Here is a 20439-nt window from a genome sequence, read left to right on the forward strand (position 1 = left end):
GGCGACCTCCGGGACATCAGGTCGTGTGCGGGCGAAGGCGAACACCGGCAACCACTGACCCTGCGGCGGTACGACCAGCCCGGGTTGCTGAGGGGGAAGGGCATCTCCCCTGTATGTGTCCCGCCGGTGGGCGCGGGCGCCGGACGCTCGCACCGACGTGCGTTCACAGCAGCCGGAGGTCGCGTGCGCGGCGCACCGCGTCGCCTCGACGGTTCACCGCCAGCTTTCGATAGACGCTCTTGAGGTGCGTCTTCACCGTGTTCACGGACACGTAGAGGTCGGCGGCGACCTCCTCCGTCGACATCATCCGGGCCACCCGCTCAAGGACGTCGCGTTCACGTTGGCTCAGCTCCACCGCGACGAGCGGCGGGGGCGGCGACCCCGCCCGCAGATGTTCACCGTGTCGCGGTGGGCCGGGCGTGAGCCAGCCCGCTGCCAGCTCGCGGAGCGGAGTCATGGCCAGGAGAGGCCGGATCCACGCTCCCGAATCGAGGAACGGACGTCGCAGCCGCTCCCGCCTGGCATCGAGGAGCGCATGCGCCACGAGCCTGCGGGCGGTGGCGGTGTCTCCTGCCCTCTGAGCGGCCTGAGCCCTCACCAGCGCTGCCCTCACGGTCACCCCGGGCCCGGCCCGGCCTTCGGTGCGGATACTGTCGAGCAGGTCGATGGCCGCCCCGGTACGGCCTGCGGCGACCTGGATCGCCGCGGCCTCCACCGCACACGTGGGCTGGTCGCCGGACACGCGCTGGAGTATCTCGGCGGCCTCGTCCGGCCGTCCTTCGGCCAGGTATGCGGCGGAGGCGACGAGCGCTTCATGGCCTGCCGCCCAGGGTGAGGCCACGGCGGTGGCGACGGCCGGGTCCGCCGCCTCGACGGCGGCTCGTGCATTGCCCCTGACCAGCAGGAGGCGGGCTGTGGCGAAAGCTCGACCCGCCGCCATCACCGGATCACGCGTTCCCGAGAGGAGCCGGTTCATCTCGTCGAGGAGGGCTTGGGCCCGGCTCAGTTCATGGCGGTCGACGGCCACGGCGGCCAGGACCAGCTTTCCGATGCCGGAGCCGGACGGCTGGGGAAGGCCGACCCGCTCCGCCTCGGCCACCGCCGCCAGGGCCCTGCGCTCCGCCCGGCCGGGCCAGCCGTTCAGATAGTCGAGCAGGGCAAGGTGCCCCATCGACTCCTCCCGGGGCAGCACGGTGGAGACTCCGCCGGGAGTACCGGCCACGGCGGTCAGGGCAGCGCGCGCCTCCTCGAAACGCCCCGCCCACAGACGGGCCGACCCGAGATGGGTCAGCAGCAGAGCGGGGATTTCGGGATGTTCCTCCAGGAGGTGCGCCGGAACTTCCCGCCGCAGCTCATCGGCCGTCCGGGCGGCCTTCTCGGCCTGCGGGGGGCATCCGGTCAGCCGGGCGGCCAGCGCCTCCAGCAGCGCACAGCTCAGCTGTGCGGCCGCTCGGTCGGGCACCAGGTCAGGCGCCGGTTCGGACGCCTCGGGAGCCAGCCGCTCCTCGGCGTGGCGCAGGCGCGCCAGACCACGGCCGAGGTCGCACTGGGCCAGGTCGCGAGCCGCACGCACGAGGTCCGTCGCGGGGCTCTTGGCCTCGGGTCCCATGTGGGAGAACAACTGGATCAGGTCGCCCGAGCGCAGGCCGGTGAAGAGCTGGCCGATCGCCAGGTCGTCGATGAGGGCTCCGGCGGCGAAATCCCACTCGCCCGCAGCGGCGCCGTGGGCGAGTGTCTCCGGCAGGAATCCGTGCCGACGCAGCCACCGCGCGGCCCGCCGGTGGAGTTCCTGTTCCAGTCCGGGCAGGCGCACGCGCTGATGGGCCCGGAGTATCTCCCCGAACAGTGGGTGGAGCCGGTACCACGAGCGCCCGAGGTGCTCGACGAACGCGTTCGCGCGGTGCAGCCCGACGAGAATGGGCTCCGCATCGGTCCGGCCGGTCAGCGCGTCGGCCAGATCAGGGCTGAAACGCTCCAGGACGCTGACACGCAGCAGGAGGTCCTGTGTCTCCTCCGTCTGCCCCTTGAGGACTTCGGCCAGCAAAAAATCCGCGATCGTACTCCGGTCCGCCTCGAACTCCTTCAGATAGCGCTCCGGGTCGGCGCTCTCCCGAGCGGCCAGGGCGGACAGGCGCAAGCCGGCGGCCCAGCCCCGGGTACGGTCCACCAGTGCGCGTGCGGCATGGACCGGAAGGCTCAGACCGTGCAGCTCCAGCAGTGCGACGGCCTCTTCCGGGGTGAAGGCCAGCTCGGCGGCGCGGATCTCCGTCAGCTCGCCGGCCGCCCGGTAACGGTGCAGTGGAAGCAGCGGTTCGGTGCGGGTGACGAGGACCAGGCGCAGCCCTCGCCCGGCGTGGTGCAGGACGAACCCGAGCTGCTCCGCGACTTCCGGAGCGGTCACGCGGTCGTACTCGTCGAGCACGACGACAACGGGCCGGCCATGATCGTTCAGCTCGGCTGCGAGTGCTGCCAGGAGTCGGTCATCCACCCGGGACGCATCCGCCGGAAACCCGACCGGGCCGGGCGCCAGCGCACCGCAAGCATGCAGGGCCTGAATGACGTACGCCCAGAAAATCCCTGGGCGCCGGTCCCCCACTTCAACGGTGAGCCAGGCGACCGGCTGCCGCAGGCCGGCGGCCCAGTCGGCGGCCAGCAGCGTCTTGCCGGCCCCGGCCGCGCCGTTGAGCAGCGTCAACGGTGTCCGCAGAGCCTGGTCGAGGTGATCGACGAGCCGTTGCCGCCGCAGGAACGTGGCGGGCCTCGCGGGGAGGGCGAACCTGGTACGCAGAAACGGATCTCCCGGGGGGTTGGTGCAAGGAACGGCCGTATCTATCGGAATGGTCGGTCCTTGAGCGTCCTCGTAGGTCTCGGCCACGGCGCTCACCACCCCTGTCCGTCAGGGCCACGTCACGGGCGGTACTTCCTCACCCAGCATCCCAGTCTTCCTGCCCCGGCGCGCGCCACACCGAGCCATCGGCCTGTTTACCAGCCGTGTGCGCGCTGGTCAGCTTTGGGCCGAGTCGTCTTCCTGGAGGTCGGGCCGGAAGGCGTGGAGCGCGTCATGGCCCGGCTGGATGATGCCGTAACTGCTCTCCGGCACTTCGTTCCATGGGCCGGGGAGGGTGCCCAGCGGTTCGGACACGACGAGGCGGGTCTCGTCGGAGATGTCCCGCAGGAACGCGGCGTCCGGGTGGAGCGCGCGCAGGGTGTCCACCTTGGTGCTGAAGTACAACGACCGTGAGCGGCCCTCGCTGGAGTAGCGGAAGGCCCATACGCGTTCGCCGTCGGCCACCGCGAGGGTCATCTGCAGCGGGTGGGGGATGTCGTGCGGGTGCCCCGCTTTCTCAACCAGGCCGGCCATGCGCGCCACGGCACCGGGAGGATCTTCCATCAAGCCGAACGTGAGGGCCAGGAAGAACATGAGCTCGGAGTCGGTGGAACCCTCGATGTCGGGATACAGGGCCGGATCGACGGCCAGTGCGCGGTCCCGCCGGAGCCGGTGGAACCCGCTGATGGCCCCGTTGTGCATCCACATCCAGCGACCGCTCCGGAAGGGGTGACAGTTGGTCTGCTGCACGGCAGTCCCGGTCGAGGCCCTGATGTGCGCGAAGAACAGACCCGAGCGAACGTGGTGAGCGACCTCCAGCAGATTGCGGTTGCTCCAGGCAGGAAACGTGCAGGTCGAGGTCGGCGACGAGGAGCTTCCTGGTGGCGTGGAAGTCGTCGGTGCGGCCGGGGTCGGGGGCGAAGTCGTCCCAGGAGGCGACCAGGTGCGGGTCGGTGTGGTCCTTGGCCTTCTTCGTGTCGAAGAGGTAGCGGATCAGGCCGGCGGTGTCCTTGCCGCTTCTGATCTTCGCGATCACCTGGCCACCTTCTTGGTAACGGCCTCGTTCGCGGCTGTGGCGATGTGGCGGACGGTGGCGCCGACCGCGGTCAGCGTCTGCTCGGCCTGGGCCAGGACGGTGGTATCCCCAGGGTGTGCATGACCGCCGGAGTTGAGCTTCTTGGCGATCTGGTTGATGTTGTGGCCCATCTTGGCGACCTGCTGACGCAGGGCGGTCAGCTCGTCGATGTAGTCGTCGAGCGGCGTGCGCTGGCCGGGCAGGGCAAGGTCGCCGTGGACGTGTGCCATGACGACGACGCCGACGTAGTGTGCGCCGGCGATGTTCAGCGACCGCGCCATGCGCAGGATGTCCTTCTTCTCGTCGACGCTGTAGCGGGCGTCGACTCGCTCCTTGCGCTGGCCGTTCGGGTCGGGCTTGCGGCGTCGGGCGACACGGTGCAGCGCGGCGGCTTCGGCGGCACGCGGCAGTGGCGAGTGCGCGTCGGAGTCGGCTGGCTGTTCCCCTTCGGGCACCCCCTGGTGCCCGATTGCCACCGCCACCCCCGGGGCGGAGGCTGCCGCGTTGGGGCCGTCCTTGGACGGTCCAGCGGCATACCTTGCTGGCTGGGTGACGCTTGTGGTCATCACGTGCTGTCCGGAGGGCAGCTCACGTCGGGCTTCGCGCTTCGGGGCAGTCCTTACTAGGGGACGGCGGACGGGAAGTGCCAGGGGCGGTCGGCTCCGCCCTTTGTCCACTCGCTGAGCAGCGCGATGACGGGCGGTACCGACCGGTCAGCGCGCTAGGAGACGCGCTCGGGCGTACGGTCGAGTTCGGCCTGCAGGCGGCGCGTGATCTCGGTGAGGCGGTCTTTGCCGACGGGGTGGCCTTGGGCTCGGATCGCCGCTTCAACGTGGCGGCGGGAGATACGTCCTTGGCGGCCCAGGGGCGCGGCGCGGCCGAGAGCCAGGAGCGTTTCCGTGGAAACGCTGGGCTGCCGACCCTTGATCGGGCTGTGGGACTGACGCGCCTCCGCCACTTCGGCCGGAGGGTCCGCCACGTCCGCGATGTCCTCCGCCACAACTTCAGGCCGTGCTTGTGCCGCGCCCTTCGAGGCATCGGCCGTGTTGCTGTTCGGAGCGGGCCGCAGCAAGTTCTCGACGTGAATGTGGCGCTGGGCACTGACCGGTTCAGTCGAGTGCCGTCCAGTGGGGTGGCGGCGTATGACGAGATCCAGGTGGACGGCTCCAGCGAGCGCGAGCGGGGCGATGGCCGACAGGGCGCCGACGGTGACGTCGTCCAGGTGGAGCCCCGGCGGCGTCGCTCTCCTGGTTGAGACGGACGGCGTGCAGGGCGTTCGCCCAGATGCTCGTGATGGTGGCGATGCCGACGAGGGCCCAGACGTAGAGGCGAGAGCGCCAGGGGGCGGCACGCAGGATGAGCAGGGCCGCGACGCCGATGGCGATGAACCCGTCGATCACGAGCGGGAAGGCGTAGGTCAGCACTCCGCGTATGTGGATGGCGACTGCCATCTGCCGCAGGGCGTCGTACGAGAGGGCGAAGCCGATCGTGCCGACCAGAGCGACCCCCAGGCGGATCGCGGCGGTCATCATGGCTAGGCCCGAAGACCCCGCCCGATCCGCAAGAAACCCCAGGTCACGGCCACACCAAGCAATACGCCTGATGCCCCGCCTCATGCAACCGATGGCTGAAGTCCTGCCACTCGTGCAGCAGTTGGTACACATTGAACGCGTCCCGAGGCCCACCCCGGTCCGGGACCGTCGACCAGATGAAGGCCGCCGCGCCCACCGCCTCCTCGCCGACGCCCCTCAGGGGGTCGACGACGGTCATCGGGAGTTTCACCACCGCGTAGTCGGGGTGCAGGACGACCAGTTCCAGGGGTGGCACCTTGTTCAGGGGGACGCCCTCGATGCCCGTCAGGACCATCGCGGCCATGGTCTCCGGCTTGATCTTCGTGAACATGCCGTTCATGCCGAGCTCGTCGCCGCCGAGTTCCTCGGGGCGCATCGAGATCGGGACGCGGGCCGCGGTCGCGCCGTCCGGCGCGCCGAAGTACTTGTACGTCACCCCCACCCGACCACCATTCCTGCTGCTCCCGGCCCGAAGATCGTCCACCCGGCGTTCTGTACGTCCGTCGAGCCGCTCCGGTTCACTCGGTAGACCCTGAGTCCGGCGTGGTTCCTGCGTCTCCTCCGCTTGGCGCCGGTGCCTTCCCCGCCGGGCACGTCGAGGACCCAGGTCATCAGTCCCCTCGCCCAGTCCGCCACCGCGATGCATATCTCCACCCGACTGCTTTTCTAGGACGCGTCGCCCCCGCCGCGCAACCCGATCATCGTGTCAGTGACCTCCCCCGCGGCCGCTCGCCGAAACGTGCGTCGAAACATCTGCCCGCGGGATCTTCGCAGCCTCCGACCACCCTGGGCCGATTGAGCTGTGTGTATCACGTCCCAGTCTCGCAGACGACAGAGGTCCGGGGACCGGTTGCCGGGCACTGTCCTACCCTGAACAAGTCACTCACACCCGGATCCCGATGTCGTCGGAGAAGGTCGGAGAAGTCGCAGGTCATGAGCGAACTGGCATATCCGTATGAAGCACCGGCCTCGCAGGCTCTGTTCGACCGTGCGGCGGCCGTCACACCTGGTGGCGTGAACTCGCCGGTGCGGGCCTTCCGCGCCGTCGGCGGCACGCCGCGGTTCATGGTGTCCGGCGAGGGGCCGTATCTGACCGATGCCGACGGGCGGGAGTACGTCGACCTCGTGTGCTCCTGGGGGCCCATGATCCTCGGGCACTCGCACCCCGAGGTCATCGCCGCCGTGCAGGACGCCGTCGCCCGCGGCACGTCCTTCGGTACGCCCGGTGAGGGCGAGGTCGCGCTCGCCGAGGAGATGGTCCGGCGGATCGAGCCGCTGGAGCAGGTGCGGCTCGTGTCGAGCGGGACCGAGGCGACCATGTCCGCGATCCGGCTCGCGCGCGGGTTCACCCGGCGCGGCAAGGTGATCAAGTTCGCCGGGTGCTACCACGGGCACGTCGACTCACTGCTCGCCGCCGCCGGCAGCGGCGTCGCGACCTTCGCGCTGCCCGACACCCCGGGCGTCACCGGCGCCCAGGCCGGCGACACCATCGTCCTGCCCTACAACGACCTCGACGCCGTACGCGCCGCCTTCGCCGCCCACCCCGGCGAGATCGCCTGCGTGATCACCGAGGCCTCCCCGGGCAACATGGGCGTCGTACCGCCCGCGGACGGCTTCAACCAGGGCCTCAAGGACCTCTGCGCCGAGAACGGTGCCCTCTACATCTCCGACGAGGTCATGACCGGGTTCCGGACCAGCCGGGCCGGGTGGTACGGGGTCGACGGGGTCCGGCCCGACCTCATGACCTTCGGCAAGGTCATGGGCGGCGGCTTCCCCGCCGCGGCCTTCGGCGGGCGCGCGGACGTGATGGCACACCTCGCTCCGGCCGGGCCCGTCTACCAGGCCGGCACCCTGTCCGGGAACCCGGTGGCCACCGCGGCCGGGCTCGCCCAGCTGCGGCTCCTCGACGACGCCGCCTACGACAAGGTCGACGCCGTCTCCACACAGATCCAGGGGCTCGTCACCGAGGCCCTGACCAAGGAGGGTGTCGCGCACCGGCTGCAGACCGCCTCCAACATGTTCTCCGTGTTCTTCACCGACCGGCCCGTGCGCAACTACGAGGACGCCAAGGCGCAGGACTCCTTCCGCTTCACCGCCTTCTTCCACTCGCTGCTCGCGGGCGGCGTCTACCTGCCGCCGTCGTCCTTCGAGTCCTGGTTCGTCTCCACCGCGCACGACGAGCGGGCCGTGCAGCGGATCGCCGACGCCCTCCCGGCGGCGGCCCGAGCCGCCGCGGAGGCCACGGCATGAGCCCCCGGAGCGGCAGCCCCCGGAACGACCGGGACGGCATCCCCGGGAGCAACGGCGCCGACGGCGACATCACCGTCGTCCACGTCATGCGGCACGGCGAGGTCGCCAACCCGGACGGCATCCTCTACGGGCGGCTGCCCGGCTACCACCTCTCCGAGCTGGGCCGGCGCATGGCCGACCGGGTCGCCGAGCACCTCGCGTCCCGCGATGTGACGTACGTCGTCGCCTCCCCGCTGGAGCGGGCGCAGGAGACGGCGGAGCCGATCGCCAAGGCGCACGGGCTGGACCTCGCCACCGACGAGCGGCTGATCGAGGCCGGCAACATCTTCCAGGGGAAGACGTTCGGCGTCGGGGACGGGGCGCTGCGCAAGCCCGGCAACTGGAAGCACCTGGTCAACCCGTTCCGGCCGTCCTGGGGTGAGCCGTACATCGACCAGGTCGTGCGGATGATGAACGCGCTGAGCGCGGCGAAGGACCGGGCCCGGGGGCACGAGGCCGTCGTGGTCAGCCATCAGCTGCCGATCTGGATCGTGCGGTCGTACGTCGAGCGGCGGCGGCTCTGGCACGACCCGCGCAAGCGGCAGTGCACGCTCGCCTCGCTGACGACCTTCACGTACCGGGGTGACCGGATCGTTTCCGTCGGCTACACCGAGCCGGCCCGCGATCTCGTCCCGGCGCATCTCCTGGCCGGTGCCAAGCCGGTGAAGGGGAAGGACAAGGCGTTCGGCGCGTGAGCCGGCGCGCACGGCGCCCGGCGAGCGTCTAAGCCCCTTCTGTTCGCTTCTGATCCCTTCGTTACGGAATCTGCAAACATCAGCGGAACCTCCCCGTTCATCACGTCCTCTGACTGGATGACCACCAGAGAACGTGACGAACGGGGATGCAATGCGCCCTTACTCCCGCAGGGGAATGCTCGGAATCGGCGCGGGTGCCGCGGCTGCCGTCTCGCTCGCCGGGTGCGGCGGACTCACCGGGTCAGATGGGTCCAGCCATGCCGACGGTTCCGGAGACTCCGCACAAGGCGGGTCGAAGCCGAAGCCCGCCGCCCGGCCCATCGGCGACGGCTCCACCGCCTACACCGGCAAGCAGCCCCACCAGCCCGCCAAGCCCGAGCCGCTGGAGCCGGGGCAGGCCCCGCCGCAGTTCGTCGTGTTCTCCTGGGACGGCGCCGGCGAGGTCGGCAACGGGCTCTTCCCGCGCTTCCTGGACCTCGCCAAGGAGCACGGCGCGAGCATGACCTTCTTCCTGTCCGGGCTGTATCTGCTGCCCGAGTCGAAGAAGCGCCTCTACGACCCGCCGAACAACCCGCGCGGCGCCTCCGACATCGGCTACCTCACCGACGAGCACGTCAAGGAGACGCTGAAGAACGTCCGCCGGGCGTGGCTGGAGGGTCACGAGATCGGCACCCACTTCAACGGGCACTTCTGCGGGGAGTCCCACGGCTCGGTCAAGAACTGGACGCCCCGGCAGTGGCGCAGCGAGATCGACCAGGCGAAGTCCTTCGTGAAGGAGTGGCGGACCAACACCGGCTGGACCGACCTGCCGTCGCTGCCGTTCGACTACGACAAGGAGCTCATCGGCGGCCGTACGCCCTGTCTGCTCGGCCAGGACAACCTGCTGCCCACCGCCCGCGAGCTGGGCTGGCGCTACGACGCCTCCTCGCCCGGCGGCCGTCAGGTGTGGCCGGTGAAGCGGCAGGGGATCTGGGACCTGCCGTTGCAGCAGATACCTTTCCCCGGCCGTGGCTTCGAGGTCCTCTCCATGGACTACAACATGCTGGCGAACCAGTCCATCAGCACCACGAAGGCCCCGGCGCACAACTACCCGGGCTGGCGGGAGCAGTCGGCGCAGGCGTACATCCAGGGATTCAAGCGGGCATACGAGACCAATCGGGCACCCCTCTTCGTCGGCAACCACTTCGAGCAGTGGAACGGCGGCATCTACATGGACGCCGTGGAGGAGGCCTTCACGCACATCGCGCGGGAGAAGGAGAAGGGCGCGGATGTGCGCCTCGTCTCCTTCCGGCAGTTCGTCGACTGGCTGGACGTGCAGAAGCCCGAGGTGCTCGAAAAGCTCCGCACGCTCGACGTCGGGCAGCAACCGGCCGGTGGTTGGAACGGGTTCATCGAGACGGCCCCGGGGGGTGCCGGTGAGCCCTCCCGGAACGCCGCCTGAAATGCGGTTTTCCGCCCGCAAGGGGGGTGGGCGAGATCCCCAGAACGGACATGCGAAACTTTTCACATGAGTGCCGCCAGCCGCGCCCCCCTGCGCTCGAACCGCTCGACCCGCACGACCCCCTCGACCCGGGTCCGTCGCCGCGCCGCCCTGACCGCCGGTGCCGCCGTGGCCGCGCTGCTCGTCACCGCGTGCGGCTCCGGCGGCACCTCCGGCGGAGGCGGCAACACCAACTTCGTCACCGGCACCGACGGCGTCGCCACGGTCGCCAAGGGCGAGCGCACCCCGGCACCCGACCTGTCCGGCAAGACCATCGCCGGCAAGACCCTCGACGTCGCCGACTACAAGGGCAAGGTCGTCGTCCTCAACGTGTGGGGGTCCTGGTGCAACCCCTGCCGTGCCGAGGCCAAGTACTTCGCGAAGGTGTCGAAGGAGTACGCCGGCAAGGGCGTGCAGTTCGTCGGCATCAACACCCGCGACACCTCCACCGGCGCCGCGCTCGCCTTCGAGAAGGACTGGGACATCACCTACCCCAGCCTCTACGACCCGACCGGCAAGCTGCTGCTGCGCTTCGACAAGGGCACCCTCAACCCGCAGGCGATCCCCTCCACCCTGATCCTCGACCGGAACGGGAAGATCGCCGCACGCTCGCTGTCCGCGCTCAGCGAGGAACGGCTGCTGAAGATGCTCAAGCCGGTCGTCGCCGAGAAGTGAGCGGAGTAGTGACGTGAGCGCGCTCACTCTCGCCGCGGTCGCGGACCCCAACGGCACGGTGCTCAACGGCGCCCTGCTGGTGGCCCTGCCCATCGCCCTGCTCGGCGGACTCGTCTCCTTTTTCTCGCCCTGCGTGCTGCCGCTCGTGCCCGGCTATCTGTCCTACGTCACCGGGGTCGCCGGCACCGACCTCGCCGAGGCGCGACGCGGCCGGATGGTCGCGGGCGCCTCCCTGTTCGTGCTCGGCTTCACCGCCGTGTTCGTCTCCTCCGGCGCGCTGTTCGGTTACTTCGGCGTCACGCTCCAGGAGCACAAGGACGTCCTGTCCAAGGTGCTCGGCGTGCTCATGATCCTCATGGGCGTCTTCTTCATGGGCCTGATGCCCTGGTTCACCCAGCGCGAGTTCCGGCTCCACCGCAAGCCGGTGGCCGGGCTGGTCGGCGCGCCCCTGCTCGGAGCGCTGTTCGGGATCGGCTGGACGCCATGCATCGGCCCCACCCTCGCCTCCGTGCTGGCCCTCTCCTCCGGCCAGGGGAGCGCCGGACGCGGTGCCGTCCTCACCGTCGCGTACTGTCTGGGCCTGGGCGTGCCGTTCGTGCTCGCCGCGGTCGCCTTCCGCAAGGCCCTCGGCGCCTTCGGGTGGATCAAGCGCCACTACGTCTGGGTGATGCGGATCGGCGGCACCATGATGATCGTGACCGGTCTGCTGCTGCTGACCGGCGCGTGGGACCGCATCGTGCAGGAGATGCAGGTCTGGTCCGACGGCTTCACTGTGGGGATCTGATCGATGAGCAAGACCACCGCCTCCGACCCGGCCCCGACCGCCGCCGAGGACCAGGAGCTGGGTGAGGCCGGCTCGCAGCTGTCCACCGCCCCCACGGAGGAACCGCCCAACCTGCCCTCCCTGGGCGTCATCGGCTGGGCCCGCTGGTTCTGGCGGCAGCTGACCTCCATGCGGGTCGCGCTGCTGCTGCTCCTGCTGCTCTCCCTCGGCGCGATCCCCGGCTCGCTCATCCCGCAGTCCGGCCAGGACGAGACGAAGGTCGCCGACTTCCGCAAGGCCAACCCGACCCTCGGGGACGTCTACGACAAGCTCGGCCTGTTCCACGTCTACAGCTCGGTGTGGTTCTCCGCGATCTACATCCTGCTGTTCATCTCCCTCATCGGCTGCATCATCCCCCGCACCTGGCAGTTCGTGGGCCAGCTGCGCGGCCGCCCGCCGGGTGCGCCCAGGCGGCTGACCCGGCTGCCCGCCCACACCACCTGGCGAACCACGGCCGAACCCGATCAGGTCCACGGCGCCGCCCTGGCCCTGCTGAAGAAGCGCCGCTTCCGCGCCCACCTCGCCGGTGACGCCGTCGCCGCCGAGAAGGGCTACCTGCGCGAACTGGGCAACCTCGTCTTCCACATCGCCCTCATCGTGCTGCTGGTCGCCTTCGCCTGGGGCCAGCTGTACAAGTCGGAGGGCAACAAGCTGATCGTCGAGGGCGACGGCTTCTCCAACACGCTCACCCAGTACGACGACTTCAAGTCCGGCAACCTCTTCACCTCCGACGACCTGGTGCCGTTCAGCTTCAACCTGAAGAAGTTCACCGGCACCTACGAGCGCAGCGGCCCCAACAAGGGCACCCCGCGCGTCTACCAGGCCGACCTCACCTACAGCGACGGTCCCTACGGCAAGGACGAGAAGACCACCGTCAAGGTCAACCACCCGCTGGAGATCGGCGACGCCAAGGTCTACCTCGTCAGCCACGGCTACGCCCCGGTCATCACCGTCCGCGACGCCAAGGGCAACGTCGTCTACGACGACGCCGTACCGCTGCTGCCGCTCGACGCCAACGTCACCTCCTCCGGCGCCATCAAGGTCCTCGACGGCTACCGCAACCCCGAGGGCAAGAAGGAACAGCTCGGCTTCAACGCGTTCTTCGTGCCGACCTTCGGCGGAGCCGCCAGCGGCACGATGCTGTCGCAGTTCCCCGCGCTGGACTCCCCGGTGCTCGCGCTGTCCGCCTATCACGGCGACCTGGGGGCCGACTCCGGCATCCCGCAGAGCGTGTACCAGATGGACAAGACCAACATGAAGGAGTTCAAGGACTCCAAGGGCAAGCTGTTCAAGAAGCTGCTGCGGCCCGGCGAGACCATGAAGCTCCCGAACGGCGCCGGTTCGGTCACCTTCGGCAAGCACATCAAGGCATGGGCCGGCTTCCAGGTCGTCCAGGAGCCCGGCGGCGGCTGGGCCCTCGCCGGGGCCCTCGCGGCCATCGGCGGCCTCGCCGCCTCCCTGTTCATCCAGCGCCGCCGCGTCTGGGTGCGCGCGGTCAAGGGCGCCGACGGCATCACCGTCGTGGAGATGGCCGGCCTCGGCCGCAGCGAGTCCGCCAAGGTCCCCGAGGAGCTGGGCGACCTCGCCGGGATCCTCTACGACGAGACACCGGCCGCGCCCGGCCCGGACGACCCCGCAGATTCCCCCGACACCGATCAGGAGCCGGGTACCGAAACCCCCGTACCTGCCGAAGGGGCTGAGCAGTGACTCTCGCCGCCGCCACCAACGAAAACCTCGCGAACATCAGCAATGTGCTGATCTACTCCGCGATGGCCGTCTACACCCTGGCGTTCTTCGCGTACATCGCCGAATGGCTCTTCGGCAGCCGCAGCAAGGTCGCCCGGACCGCCGCCGCGCTCACCACCGAGCCGGAGGCGAAGAAGGCGCCCGCCGTCACCGTGAACCAGGCGGGCGGCACCGCCGTGCTGGAGCGGCCGAAGGTCACCGTGCGGGCCGCGGCCGGTCAGCGGGACGTGCCGGACGGACCCGGGGCGCACGGCGGTGACGAACAGGGCGACCTGTACGGCCGGATCGCCATCTCCCTCACCGTGCTCGCCTTCCTGATCGAGCTGGGCGGGGTCATCGCCCGCGCGGCCTCGGTGGAGCGGGCGCCGTGGGGCAACATGTACGAGTTCAACATCACGTTCTCCACGGTCGCCGTCGGCGTGTACCTCGGGCTGCTGGCTCTGAAGAAGAACGTGCGCTGGCTCGGCCTGTTCCTGATCACCTCGGTCCTGCTGGACCTGGGCCTCGCGGTCACGGTCCTCTACACCGCCAGCGACCAGCTGGTCCCGGCCCTGCACTCGTACTGGCTGTACATCCACGTCTCCACGGCGATCTTCTGCGGCGCGGTCTTCTACGTCGGCGCGGTCGCCACGATCCTGTACCTCTTCAAGGACTCCTACGAGAACAAGCTCGCGAGCGGCGGCACGCCCGGCACCTTCGCGACCTCCGTCCTGGAGCGGTTGCCCTCCTCCGCCTCCCTCGACAAGTTCTCCTACCGCGTCAACGCGGCCGTCTTCCCGCTGTGGACGTTCACGATCATCGCGGGCGCCATCTGGGCCGGCGACGCCTGGGGCCGCTACTGGGGCTGGGACCCGAAGGAGACCTGGTCCTTCATCACCTGGGTCGCCTACGCCTGTTACCTGCACGCCCGCGCCACCGCCGGCTGGAAGGGCCGCAAGGCCGCCTACCTCGCCCTCATCGCCTTCGGCTGCTGGCTGTTCAACTACTACGGCGTGAACATCTTCGTCTCCGGCAAGCACTCGTACGCGGGCGTGTAGGTCCGCCGGGCACCTCACCCCCGGGGATGTGGAGCGCGGTCCGCAACCGACACGATGATGTCCGGCAGCCGGTCGGCGTACAGCCGCACGTTCTTGTGTGCGACATCGGTGTCCGGGTGGCGGGCCGCGAACCAGGCCCTCGCGGAGCCGGGTGATGCAGGCGCAGACACCCCGGGCGTCGGCGAACGACACGATTCAGTACGTGTCGGGGACGTGGGGCGGACTCTTCTCCGACCTGGTCCGTGTCCCGTACGCCGACGCCATGCTGGTCCCGCTGCCCACCGGCCTCGACCCGGTCGCGATGGCCTCGGCAAGCGACAACTGGTCCCTGGCCTGGCGCCTGGTCGCGCCCCACCTCAAAGCCCGCCCCGGAGCACGGGTGCTGGTCGTCGCCCGCGGCAGCATCGGCCTCTACATGTGCGACATCGCCCGCGCGCTCGGCGCCTCCGACGTGCTCTACGTCGACCCCGCCCCCGAACACCGCGAACTGGCCCGCGCGTTCGGCGCCGCCACCACCGAGACCCTGGAGCCCCTCCCACAGGGCCACGACATCGCCGTCGAGGCCACCGGCCGCGTCGACCAGCTCGGCCTCACCGGCGTCACCCTGCGCGTCGCCCGCGACAACACCCGGTGGGAGCGCGGGTCTACAGCCCCGTCACTGGGGCCGACGGGTCACGCCCGCCGACCACGGCCTGATCGGCGAGTGCACCCTCGGCAGCACCCACGAAGGGCGGCCCGGCTACGGCCACGGCGGGATGAGCGCCATGCTCCTGGGGGAACAGATCCAGGCCGCGTCCGCCTTCAGAGGCTTCCGAGCGAAACCGCTCAGTCGTCGATGCACTTGGGGTACTTCGAGCCCCGGTTGCAGTCGTGGTAGTCGTACTTGCTGACCCTGAACTTCTTCTCGTCACCGGCCTTGGCCGGATCGACGACCAGGTAGAACTTCTTCCCGTCCTTGACCTTCTCGGTGACCTTGCCCTCGGGGCCCTGGTCGAAGTTCTGCGCGCACCCGGCGAGTGCGAGGACGCCGGCCGCCACGAGAACAGCGGCAAGGCGACGATGCATGTCGTACTCCGATCATCTTGAAAACGCGGCTCAGTGTAGGGGTGAGAACGCTGCAGTTCATGATCGCGAAGGTTCCCGGGTGTGGATGAGGAAGGTCTGTGGAGGGCAGTGTGTGCAGTGCGGACAACTCCCTTGCCCCGCAGCCTGTCTGAGGGGTACTCAAGCGCGATCTCGCGGACTCGATCGAATCGATGGAGCAGCTCGCCACGGTGTGGCGCGTCATGGTGCTCGGCCGCTCCTCGCTGTGGAAGAGCCAGGTGTACGCCTACCTGGGTGTGGCCGGGCCACCGGACAGACCCGGGCGACCCTGCACGCCACCGCCGCCGGAGCGCCCGTGTATCCGCGCTTCGGTTTCGAGGCGAACTCCCCGATGCACTTCTTCACCCTCGCCGAGGGCTGACGCACGTCCCTCGGCGGCGCGTGCCTCACCGCTGCCGAGGGACCTGCGTCACCTCACTCCCCCTGTGCCGGCTCGCCGCCCCGCTCCCCCTCGCCCCGGGCCCTGGCCGGGGCCACCGGCGCGGTCGTGGCCCGCGGGATCACATACGTCGGCAGCACGACGTGCCGCTCGTGGTCCGCCCCGGAGTCGTCGATGAGCCTCAGCGCCAGCTCCCCGGCCTCCCGGCCCATGTCCGACGGTGACTGGGCGACCGTGGAGAGGTCGAACCAGTCGGCCAGCGGCTGGTCGTCGAAGCCGAGGACGGAGATGCGTTCGGGTACGGCGATCTGCGTCTTGCGCAGGTTCCAGATGAGGGCGACGGCGACCTCGTCCTGCTCGGCGAAGACGGCGGTGGGCGGCTCGCGCAGGCTCAGCAGCATGCCGAGCACCTCGGCGGCGGCGCGCTTGTCGCCGACCCGCGTGGACACCACCAGGTCGTCGTCGAGCGGGGCCCCCGCCTCGGTGAGCGCCTGCTGGTAGCCCAGCAGCCGCTCGTTGGAGCTGAAGGAGAAGCCGCTCGCGCCCGCGGTCTGGACGAAGGCGATCCGGCGGTGGCCGAGGTTGAGCAGATGCCGGGTGCCGTGCAGGGCGCCGGCCACGTCGTCGGCGTAGACGCTGGGCCGTCCGTCGACGTGCTGGCTCACGTAGATCACCGGCATGCCGAGGTCGTCCAGCCGCGCGGTCTCCTCGTCGGTGAGGTCGAAGGAGAACACCAGGAGCGCGTCGGCGTTGCGGCGTGCCGGGAGGTGCTCGAAGAACGCGGTGCGCTCGGCCAGGTCGGGGATCTCGTAGACGTTCAGCTGCATGCCCGCCGCCCGGAGCAGCGGGGCCAGGCTGGACAGGGCGGCTCCCATGAACCAGGAGTTGAGCGTCGGGACCAGCACCGCCACCGTCCCGGTCCTGCCCGTGACGAGGCTCGCGGCCTGCCGGGACACGGCGAAGTTCAGCTCGCGCGCGGCCTTCTCGACGCGGGCCCGCACCTCCGGCGAGACCGTGGACAGGCCGCGCAGCGTGCGCGAGACGGTGGAGGTGGAGACCCCGGCCCGTTCCGCGACGTCGGCCATCGTGGGGAGCCGTTGGGCTGGAGGCATGAGCGGACGGTAACACAGGGAATCGCCCATTCCCCTGTCATGGAGGCAGCGCTACCACGGCAGCACTACCCCACTCCCTGTTACCTCTTGCAACGCATTGACTCCCCGAACCGGCGGGCAGCATGCAAGCGCTGTCTCAGCTCTCCGCCCGGCGGCGCTGACGCACGACCTTCTCGTGCAGCTTGGCGCGCGGGCGTTTCGCTTCGCGGTCAGTCGAGCCCTCCACCCACCGTGAACCCGATCACCGTCCCGCCCCCTTCCCGCCGGAAGGCGAACGGCGCTCCCCCGTGCGTGAGTGCCACCTCCCGGACGATGGACAGGCCCAGGCCGGAACCCGGCAGTGAGCGGGCGTCGGCGGCGCGGTAGAAGCGGTCGAAGACGCGGTCGAGATCCTTGTCGGCTATGCCGGGGCCGCGGTCGAGGACCTCGACGCGGATCGTGCCGGGCCGGGCGGGCCCGGCGACGACGATCTCGATGGGGGCCGTGCCGCCCTGGTCGAACTTCACCGCGTTCTCGACGAGGTTGGACAGCGCCCGGGTCAGCATCCCGGGCCGCCCGTCGGTGGTGGTGTCGCCGCTCGCGCGGAGCAGGATCCGCCGGCCGCTGCGGCGCCGGGCGAGGCCCGCCACCTCCTCCGCGATGTCGGCGACGTTCACCCGCTGCGGCGGCTCGGTGTCGGACTGCCCGGCCGCGAGGTCGACGAGTTCGTTGACCAGGTCGGTCAGCTCGCGGGCCTCCTGCCCCAGGTCGGCGACCAGTTCCTCGCGGGCCCGGGGCGGGAGTTCGTCGATCCGGCGGAGCAGGGAGATGTTCGTACGCAGCGAGGTCAGCGGCGTACGGAGTTCGTGGCCCGCGTCCTGGACCAGGCGGCGCTGGTCCTCCTCGGACTGGGCGAGCCGCCCCAGCATGCGGTCGAAGGCCCGGCCGAGCCGGCCCACCTCGTCGTGACCGGCGACGGGCACCTGGATGCCGAGCCGCCGGGTGCGGGCGACGTCCTCGGCGGCGTCGGTGAGGACGACCAGGCGGCGCGTGATCCGCCGGGCCAGCCACCAGCCGAACAGGCCGGCGGCGATCACGACCGCGGCCATCAGCAGGAGCGTCCGCCGCTGGAGCGCCCGCAGCAGGTCCTCCACGTCGCTGAACTCCTGCGCGACCTGCACCGCGCCCCGGCCGCCGCCGAGGGAGACGGTGGCGACGCGGTAGATGTCGTCGCCGACGTCGACGTCCTTGTGCTGGGCCACCCGCCCGGACGTCGCCGCGGCGGCGATCCGCACATCGGCGCCGGTGACCGGCAGCCCCGGACTGCCCCGGTCGACGACATGCCCGTCCGGGCCGAGCACCTGCACGTCCGTCCGGGCGGGCCGGACCAGGTCGTGGCCCGGCGCGGCGGACGAGAAGTCGCCGGGCGTCATGCGGTTCTCCCGCACCTCGTCGCGCAGGTCCTGCACGACCTCGGCGAACACGGTCTGCTGGTCCACCCGCACCAGCCGGGCCGCCGCGCTGTACGACAGGATGCCGACCAGCATCGTCACGGCCGCCGTCACCGCCGCGAACGACACCGCGAAGGTGGTGCGCAACGAGACCAGCTTCAGCCGCCGCCCGCTGAAGCGCCGGCCGAGGCGGCCCACTCAGTCCTCCCGCAGCACGTAACCCACGCCACGCACCGTGTGGATCAGCTGCGGCGCGTCCGGCTCGTCGAGCTTGCGCCGCAGATAGCCGACGTAGACGGCGAGGTTCTTCGAGCCGGGGCCGAAGTCGTAGCCCCAGATGCGGTCGTAGATCGTCGAGTGGTCGAGGACGATGCCCGCGTTGCGGACCAGCAGCTCCAGCAGTTCGAACTCGGTGCGCGTCAGCTCCAGCTCGCGGGCGCCGCGCCAGGCCCGGCGCGCCTGCGGGTCCATGCGGATGCCGGCCGCCTCGATGAACCGCTCGGGGACCGGCCGGGGCGCCTCGGCCACGGATGCGCCGCCGACGCTCACCGGGCTGGTGCGGCGCAGCAGGGCGCGCAGCCGGGCGAAGACCTCCTCCACGTCGAAGGGCTTCACCACGTAGTCGTCGGCGCCCGCGTCCAGGCCGGCGATCCGGTCGGCGGTCTCCACGAGGGCCGTCAGCATCAGGATCGGCGTCCGGTCGCCCTCGGCGCGCAGCACGCGGCACACCTGGAGCCCGTCGATGCCGGGCATCATCACGTCCAGGACGAGGACGTCCGGACGGTTGCGGTGGGCCTGCGCCAGTGCCTCGACACCGTCGGCGACCGCCATGACCTGGTAACCCTCCAGGGTCAGGGCACGCTCCAGGGCGTTGCGGATGGCGCGGTCGTCTTCGGCGAGCAGCACTGTTTGGGACACGCGTCCAGTGTGCCCCGCCGCCGGGCTTCCAGGACCGGACGAGCTGCGCCGGAGCGTCCTTCTTACTGCCCTCTCACCAGGGGACACGCAACCGCAGGCCGGGGGCCTACCGTCCTCTCACCCTCGGGCCTGCGCGAGCCGGGCCGCGTGCGTCGGCGCGTCCGGCACGTCCGCCGGGCGGCCCACGGCGAACTCCTTGCGCAGCACCGGCACGACCTCCTCGCCCAGCAGGTCGATCTGCTCCAGCACGGTCTTCAGCGGCAGCCCGGCGTGGTCGACCAGGAACAGCTGGCGCTGGTAGTCACCGGCGTACTCGCGGAAGGCCAGCGTTTTCTCGATGACCTGCTGCGGGGAGCCCACGGTCAGCGGCGTCTGGTCCATGAAGTCCTCCAGCGACGGCCCGTGCCCGTACACCGGCGCGACGTCGAAGTACGGCCGGAACTCACGCACGGCGTCCTGCGAGGTCCGCCGCATGAACACATGCCCGCCGAGTCCGACGATCGCCTGCTCGGGCGTGCCGTGCCCGTGGTGCGCGTACCGCGCCCGGTACAGCTCGACCATCCTCTTGGTGTGGTCGGCCGGCCAGAAGATGTTGTTGTGGAAGAAGCCGTCGCCGTAGTACGCGGCCTGCTCGGCGATCTCCGGCGAGCGGATCGACCCGTGCCAGACGAACGGCGGTACGCCGTCCAGCGGGCGGGGCGTGGCGGTGAAGCCCTGCAACGACGTACGGAACTTCCCCTCCCAGTCGACGCCCTCCTCGCGCCACAGCCGGTGGAGGAGGGCGTAGTTCTCGATCGCGAGCGGGATGCCCTGCCGGATGTCCTGCCCGAACCAGGGGTAGACGGGGGCGGTGTTGCCACGCCCCAGCATGAGATCCACCCGGCCGTCGGCCAGGTGCTGGAGCATCGCGAAGTCCTCGGCGATCTTCACCGGGTCGTTGGTGGTGATGAGGGTGGTGGCCGTGGAGAGGATCAGCCGCTCGGTGCGGGCGGCGACGTAGCCGAGCATCGTGGTCGGGGACGAGGGCACGAACGGCGGGTTGTGGTGCTCACCGGTGGCGAAGACGTCGAGGCCTGCCTGCTCGGCCTTCAGCGCGATGGCGACCATGGCTTTGATGCGCTCGCGTTCGGTCGGCGTCCGGCCGGTGGTCGGGTCGGGCGTGACGTCGCCGACGCTGAAGATCCCGAACTGCATGGTCGCTCACCCTCCAGGGTTGTTTACCCTTCAACCGTACCCTCGGGGTCAGAAGTGCCCCCGCACCGCGTGCCCCCCTACGGC

General features: G+C 70.4%; 15 protein-coding genes and 5 pseudogenes. 9 read left to right on the top strand and 11 right to left on the bottom strand.

The features are described from left to right. Positions 1-163: 163 nt before the first annotated feature. From ACZ6TU_RS04290 to ACZ6TU_RS04315, 6 genes and pseudogenes are all read right to left on the bottom strand, one after another. Positions 164-2839: a winged helix-turn-helix domain-containing protein gene (locus ACZ6TU_RS04290; protein ID WP_469546601.1), complete on the bottom strand. Its 2676-nt coding sequence runs from the start codon at positions 2837-2839 to the stop codon at positions 164-166. Between the two features lie 165 nt (positions 2840-3004). After that, positions 3005-3670: pseudogene (locus ACZ6TU_RS04295) on the bottom strand (class II glutamine amidotransferase); the annotation flags it as partial. 1 nt (position 3671) lies between these two features. After that, positions 3672-3863, bottom strand: a pseudogene (locus tag ACZ6TU_RS04300) (mobilization protein); the annotation flags it as partial. Next, positions 3860-4384 carry a MobC family plasmid mobilization relaxosome protein gene (locus ACZ6TU_RS04305; protein WP_469546604.1) on the bottom strand — a complete coding sequence of 175 codons (525 nt, stop codon included), beginning with the start codon at positions 4382-4384 and terminating at the stop codon, positions 3860-3862. The gene ACZ6TU_RS04305 and the pseudogene ACZ6TU_RS04300, both read right to left, overlap by 4 nt. Before the next feature lie 239 nt (positions 4385-4623). Next, a pseudogene (locus ACZ6TU_RS04310) lies at positions 4624-5434 on the bottom strand (DUF2637 domain-containing protein). Positions 5435-5477: 43 nt separating this feature from the next. Continuing rightward, positions 5478-5915, bottom strand: coding sequence for a hypothetical protein (locus ACZ6TU_RS04315; protein ID WP_467672454.1), 438 nt, complete (start codon positions 5913-5915; stop codon positions 5478-5480). A gap of 491 nt (positions 5916-6406) precedes the next feature. Here ACZ6TU_RS04315 and hemL point away from each other — a divergent pair, with 491 nt between their 5' ends. The 8 genes and pseudogenes from hemL to ACZ6TU_RS04355 form a co-directional block, all read left to right on the top strand. Then, positions 6407-7723, top strand: a complete 1317-nt coding sequence (hemL, locus tag ACZ6TU_RS04320) for a glutamate-1-semialdehyde 2,1-aminomutase (protein WP_467672456.1) — start codon at positions 6407-6409, stop codon at positions 7721-7723. After that, positions 7720-8457 carry a histidine phosphatase family protein gene (locus ACZ6TU_RS04325; RefSeq protein WP_467672458.1) on the top strand — a complete coding sequence of 246 codons (738 nt, stop codon included), beginning with the start codon at positions 7720-7722 and terminating at the stop codon, positions 8455-8457. Before hemL ends, ACZ6TU_RS04325 begins: the two co-directional genes overlap by 4 nt. Before the next feature lie 151 nt (positions 8458-8608). Then, the gene (locus tag ACZ6TU_RS04330; RefSeq protein WP_469546480.1) at positions 8609-9898 is read left to right on the top strand and encodes a polysaccharide deacetylase family protein; all 1290 of its coding nucleotides are present in this window, start codon (positions 8609-8611) and stop codon (positions 9896-9898) included. Positions 9899-9964: 66 nt separating this feature from the next. Beyond that, positions 9965-10612, top strand: coding sequence for a TlpA family protein disulfide reductase (locus ACZ6TU_RS04335; protein WP_469546483.1), 648 nt, complete (start codon positions 9965-9967; stop codon positions 10610-10612). Positions 10613-10625: 13 nt separating this feature from the next. Continuing rightward, positions 10626-11396, top strand: coding sequence for a cytochrome c biogenesis CcdA family protein (locus ACZ6TU_RS04340; RefSeq protein ID WP_467672464.1), 771 nt, complete (start codon positions 10626-10628; stop codon positions 11394-11396). 3 nt (positions 11397-11399) lie between these two features. Beyond that, positions 11400-13142: a cytochrome c biogenesis protein ResB gene (resB, locus tag ACZ6TU_RS04345; RefSeq protein ID WP_469546485.1), complete on the top strand. Its 1743-nt coding sequence runs from the start codon at positions 11400-11402 to the stop codon at positions 13140-13142. Further along, positions 13139-14218, top strand: coding sequence for a c-type cytochrome biogenesis protein CcsB (ccsB, locus tag ACZ6TU_RS04350; protein WP_467672468.1), 1080 nt, complete (start codon positions 13139-13141; stop codon positions 14216-14218). Before resB ends, ccsB begins: the two co-directional genes overlap by 4 nt. Before the next feature lie 202 nt (positions 14219-14420). Continuing rightward, positions 14421-14849, top strand: a pseudogene (locus ACZ6TU_RS04355) (zinc-dependent alcohol dehydrogenase); the annotation flags it as partial. Between the two features lie 194 nt (positions 14850-15043). On the opposite strand, the gene ACZ6TU_RS04360 reads toward ACZ6TU_RS04355, so the two are convergent. Then, on the bottom strand, positions 15044-15283 hold the full coding sequence (locus ACZ6TU_RS04360; protein ID WP_467672470.1) for a hypothetical protein: 240 nt from the start codon (positions 15281-15283) through the stop codon (positions 15044-15046). 277 nt (positions 15284-15560) lie between these two features. Between ACZ6TU_RS04360 and ACZ6TU_RS04365 the strand changes: the two are divergent. Beyond that, positions 15561-15683: pseudogene (locus tag ACZ6TU_RS04365) on the top strand (GNAT family N-acetyltransferase); the annotation flags it as partial. A 53-nt stretch (positions 15684-15736) separates the two neighbouring features. On the opposite strand, the gene ACZ6TU_RS04370 reads toward ACZ6TU_RS04365, so the two are convergent. The 4 genes from ACZ6TU_RS04370 to ACZ6TU_RS04385 all read right to left on the bottom strand — a co-directional run bounded on the left by ACZ6TU_RS04370 (position 15737) and on the right by ACZ6TU_RS04385 (position 20355). Continuing rightward, positions 15737-16786, bottom strand: coding sequence for a LacI family DNA-binding transcriptional regulator (locus ACZ6TU_RS04370; RefSeq protein WP_469546607.1), 1050 nt, complete (start codon positions 16784-16786; stop codon positions 15737-15739). Positions 16787-17022: 236 nt separating this feature from the next. Beyond that, on the bottom strand, positions 17023-18441 hold the full coding sequence (locus ACZ6TU_RS04375; protein ID WP_467672472.1) for a sensor histidine kinase: 1419 nt from the start codon (positions 18439-18441) through the stop codon (positions 17023-17025). Beyond that, a complete protein-coding gene (locus ACZ6TU_RS04380) occupies positions 18442-19161 on the bottom strand; it encodes a response regulator transcription factor (RefSeq protein WP_467672474.1) in 720 nt (239 codons plus the stop codon). Between the two features lie 117 nt (positions 19162-19278). Then, positions 19279-20355: an LLM class flavin-dependent oxidoreductase gene (locus tag ACZ6TU_RS04385; protein ID WP_469546491.1), complete on the bottom strand. Its 1077-nt coding sequence runs from the start codon at positions 20353-20355 to the stop codon at positions 19279-19281. Positions 20356-20439: the final 84 nt, after the last annotated feature.

It is taken from the genome of Streptomyces sp. NPDC052064 (genome assembly GCF_055585925.1).

Coding starts and splice junctions, on each gene's coding strand:
- resB (WP_469546485.1), top strand. CDS start 11,400: ATGAGCAAGACCACCGCCTCCGACCCGGCCCCGACCGCCGCCGAGGAC.
- ACZ6TU_RS04385 (WP_469546491.1), bottom strand. CDS start 20,355: ATGCAGTTCGGGATCTTCAGCGTCGGCGACGTCACGCCCGACCCGACC.
- hemL (WP_467672456.1), top strand. CDS start 6,407: ATGAGCGAACTGGCATATCCGTATGAAGCACCGGCCTCGCAGGCTCTG.
- ACZ6TU_RS04335 (WP_469546483.1), top strand. CDS start 9,965: ATGAGTGCCGCCAGCCGCGCCCCCCTGCGCTCGAACCGCTCGACCCGC.
- ACZ6TU_RS04370 (WP_469546607.1), bottom strand. CDS start 16,786: ATGGCCGACGTCGCGGAACGGGCCGGGGTCTCCACCTCCACCGTCTCG.
- ACZ6TU_RS04325 (WP_467672458.1), top strand. CDS start 7,720: ATGAGCCCCCGGAGCGGCAGCCCCCGGAACGACCGGGACGGCATCCCC.
- ACZ6TU_RS04330 (WP_469546480.1), top strand. CDS start 8,609: ATGCGCCCTTACTCCCGCAGGGGAATGCTCGGAATCGGCGCGGGTGCC.
- ACZ6TU_RS04360 (WP_467672470.1), bottom strand. CDS start 15,283: ATGCATCGTCGCCTTGCCGCTGTTCTCGTGGCGGCCGGCGTCCTCGCA.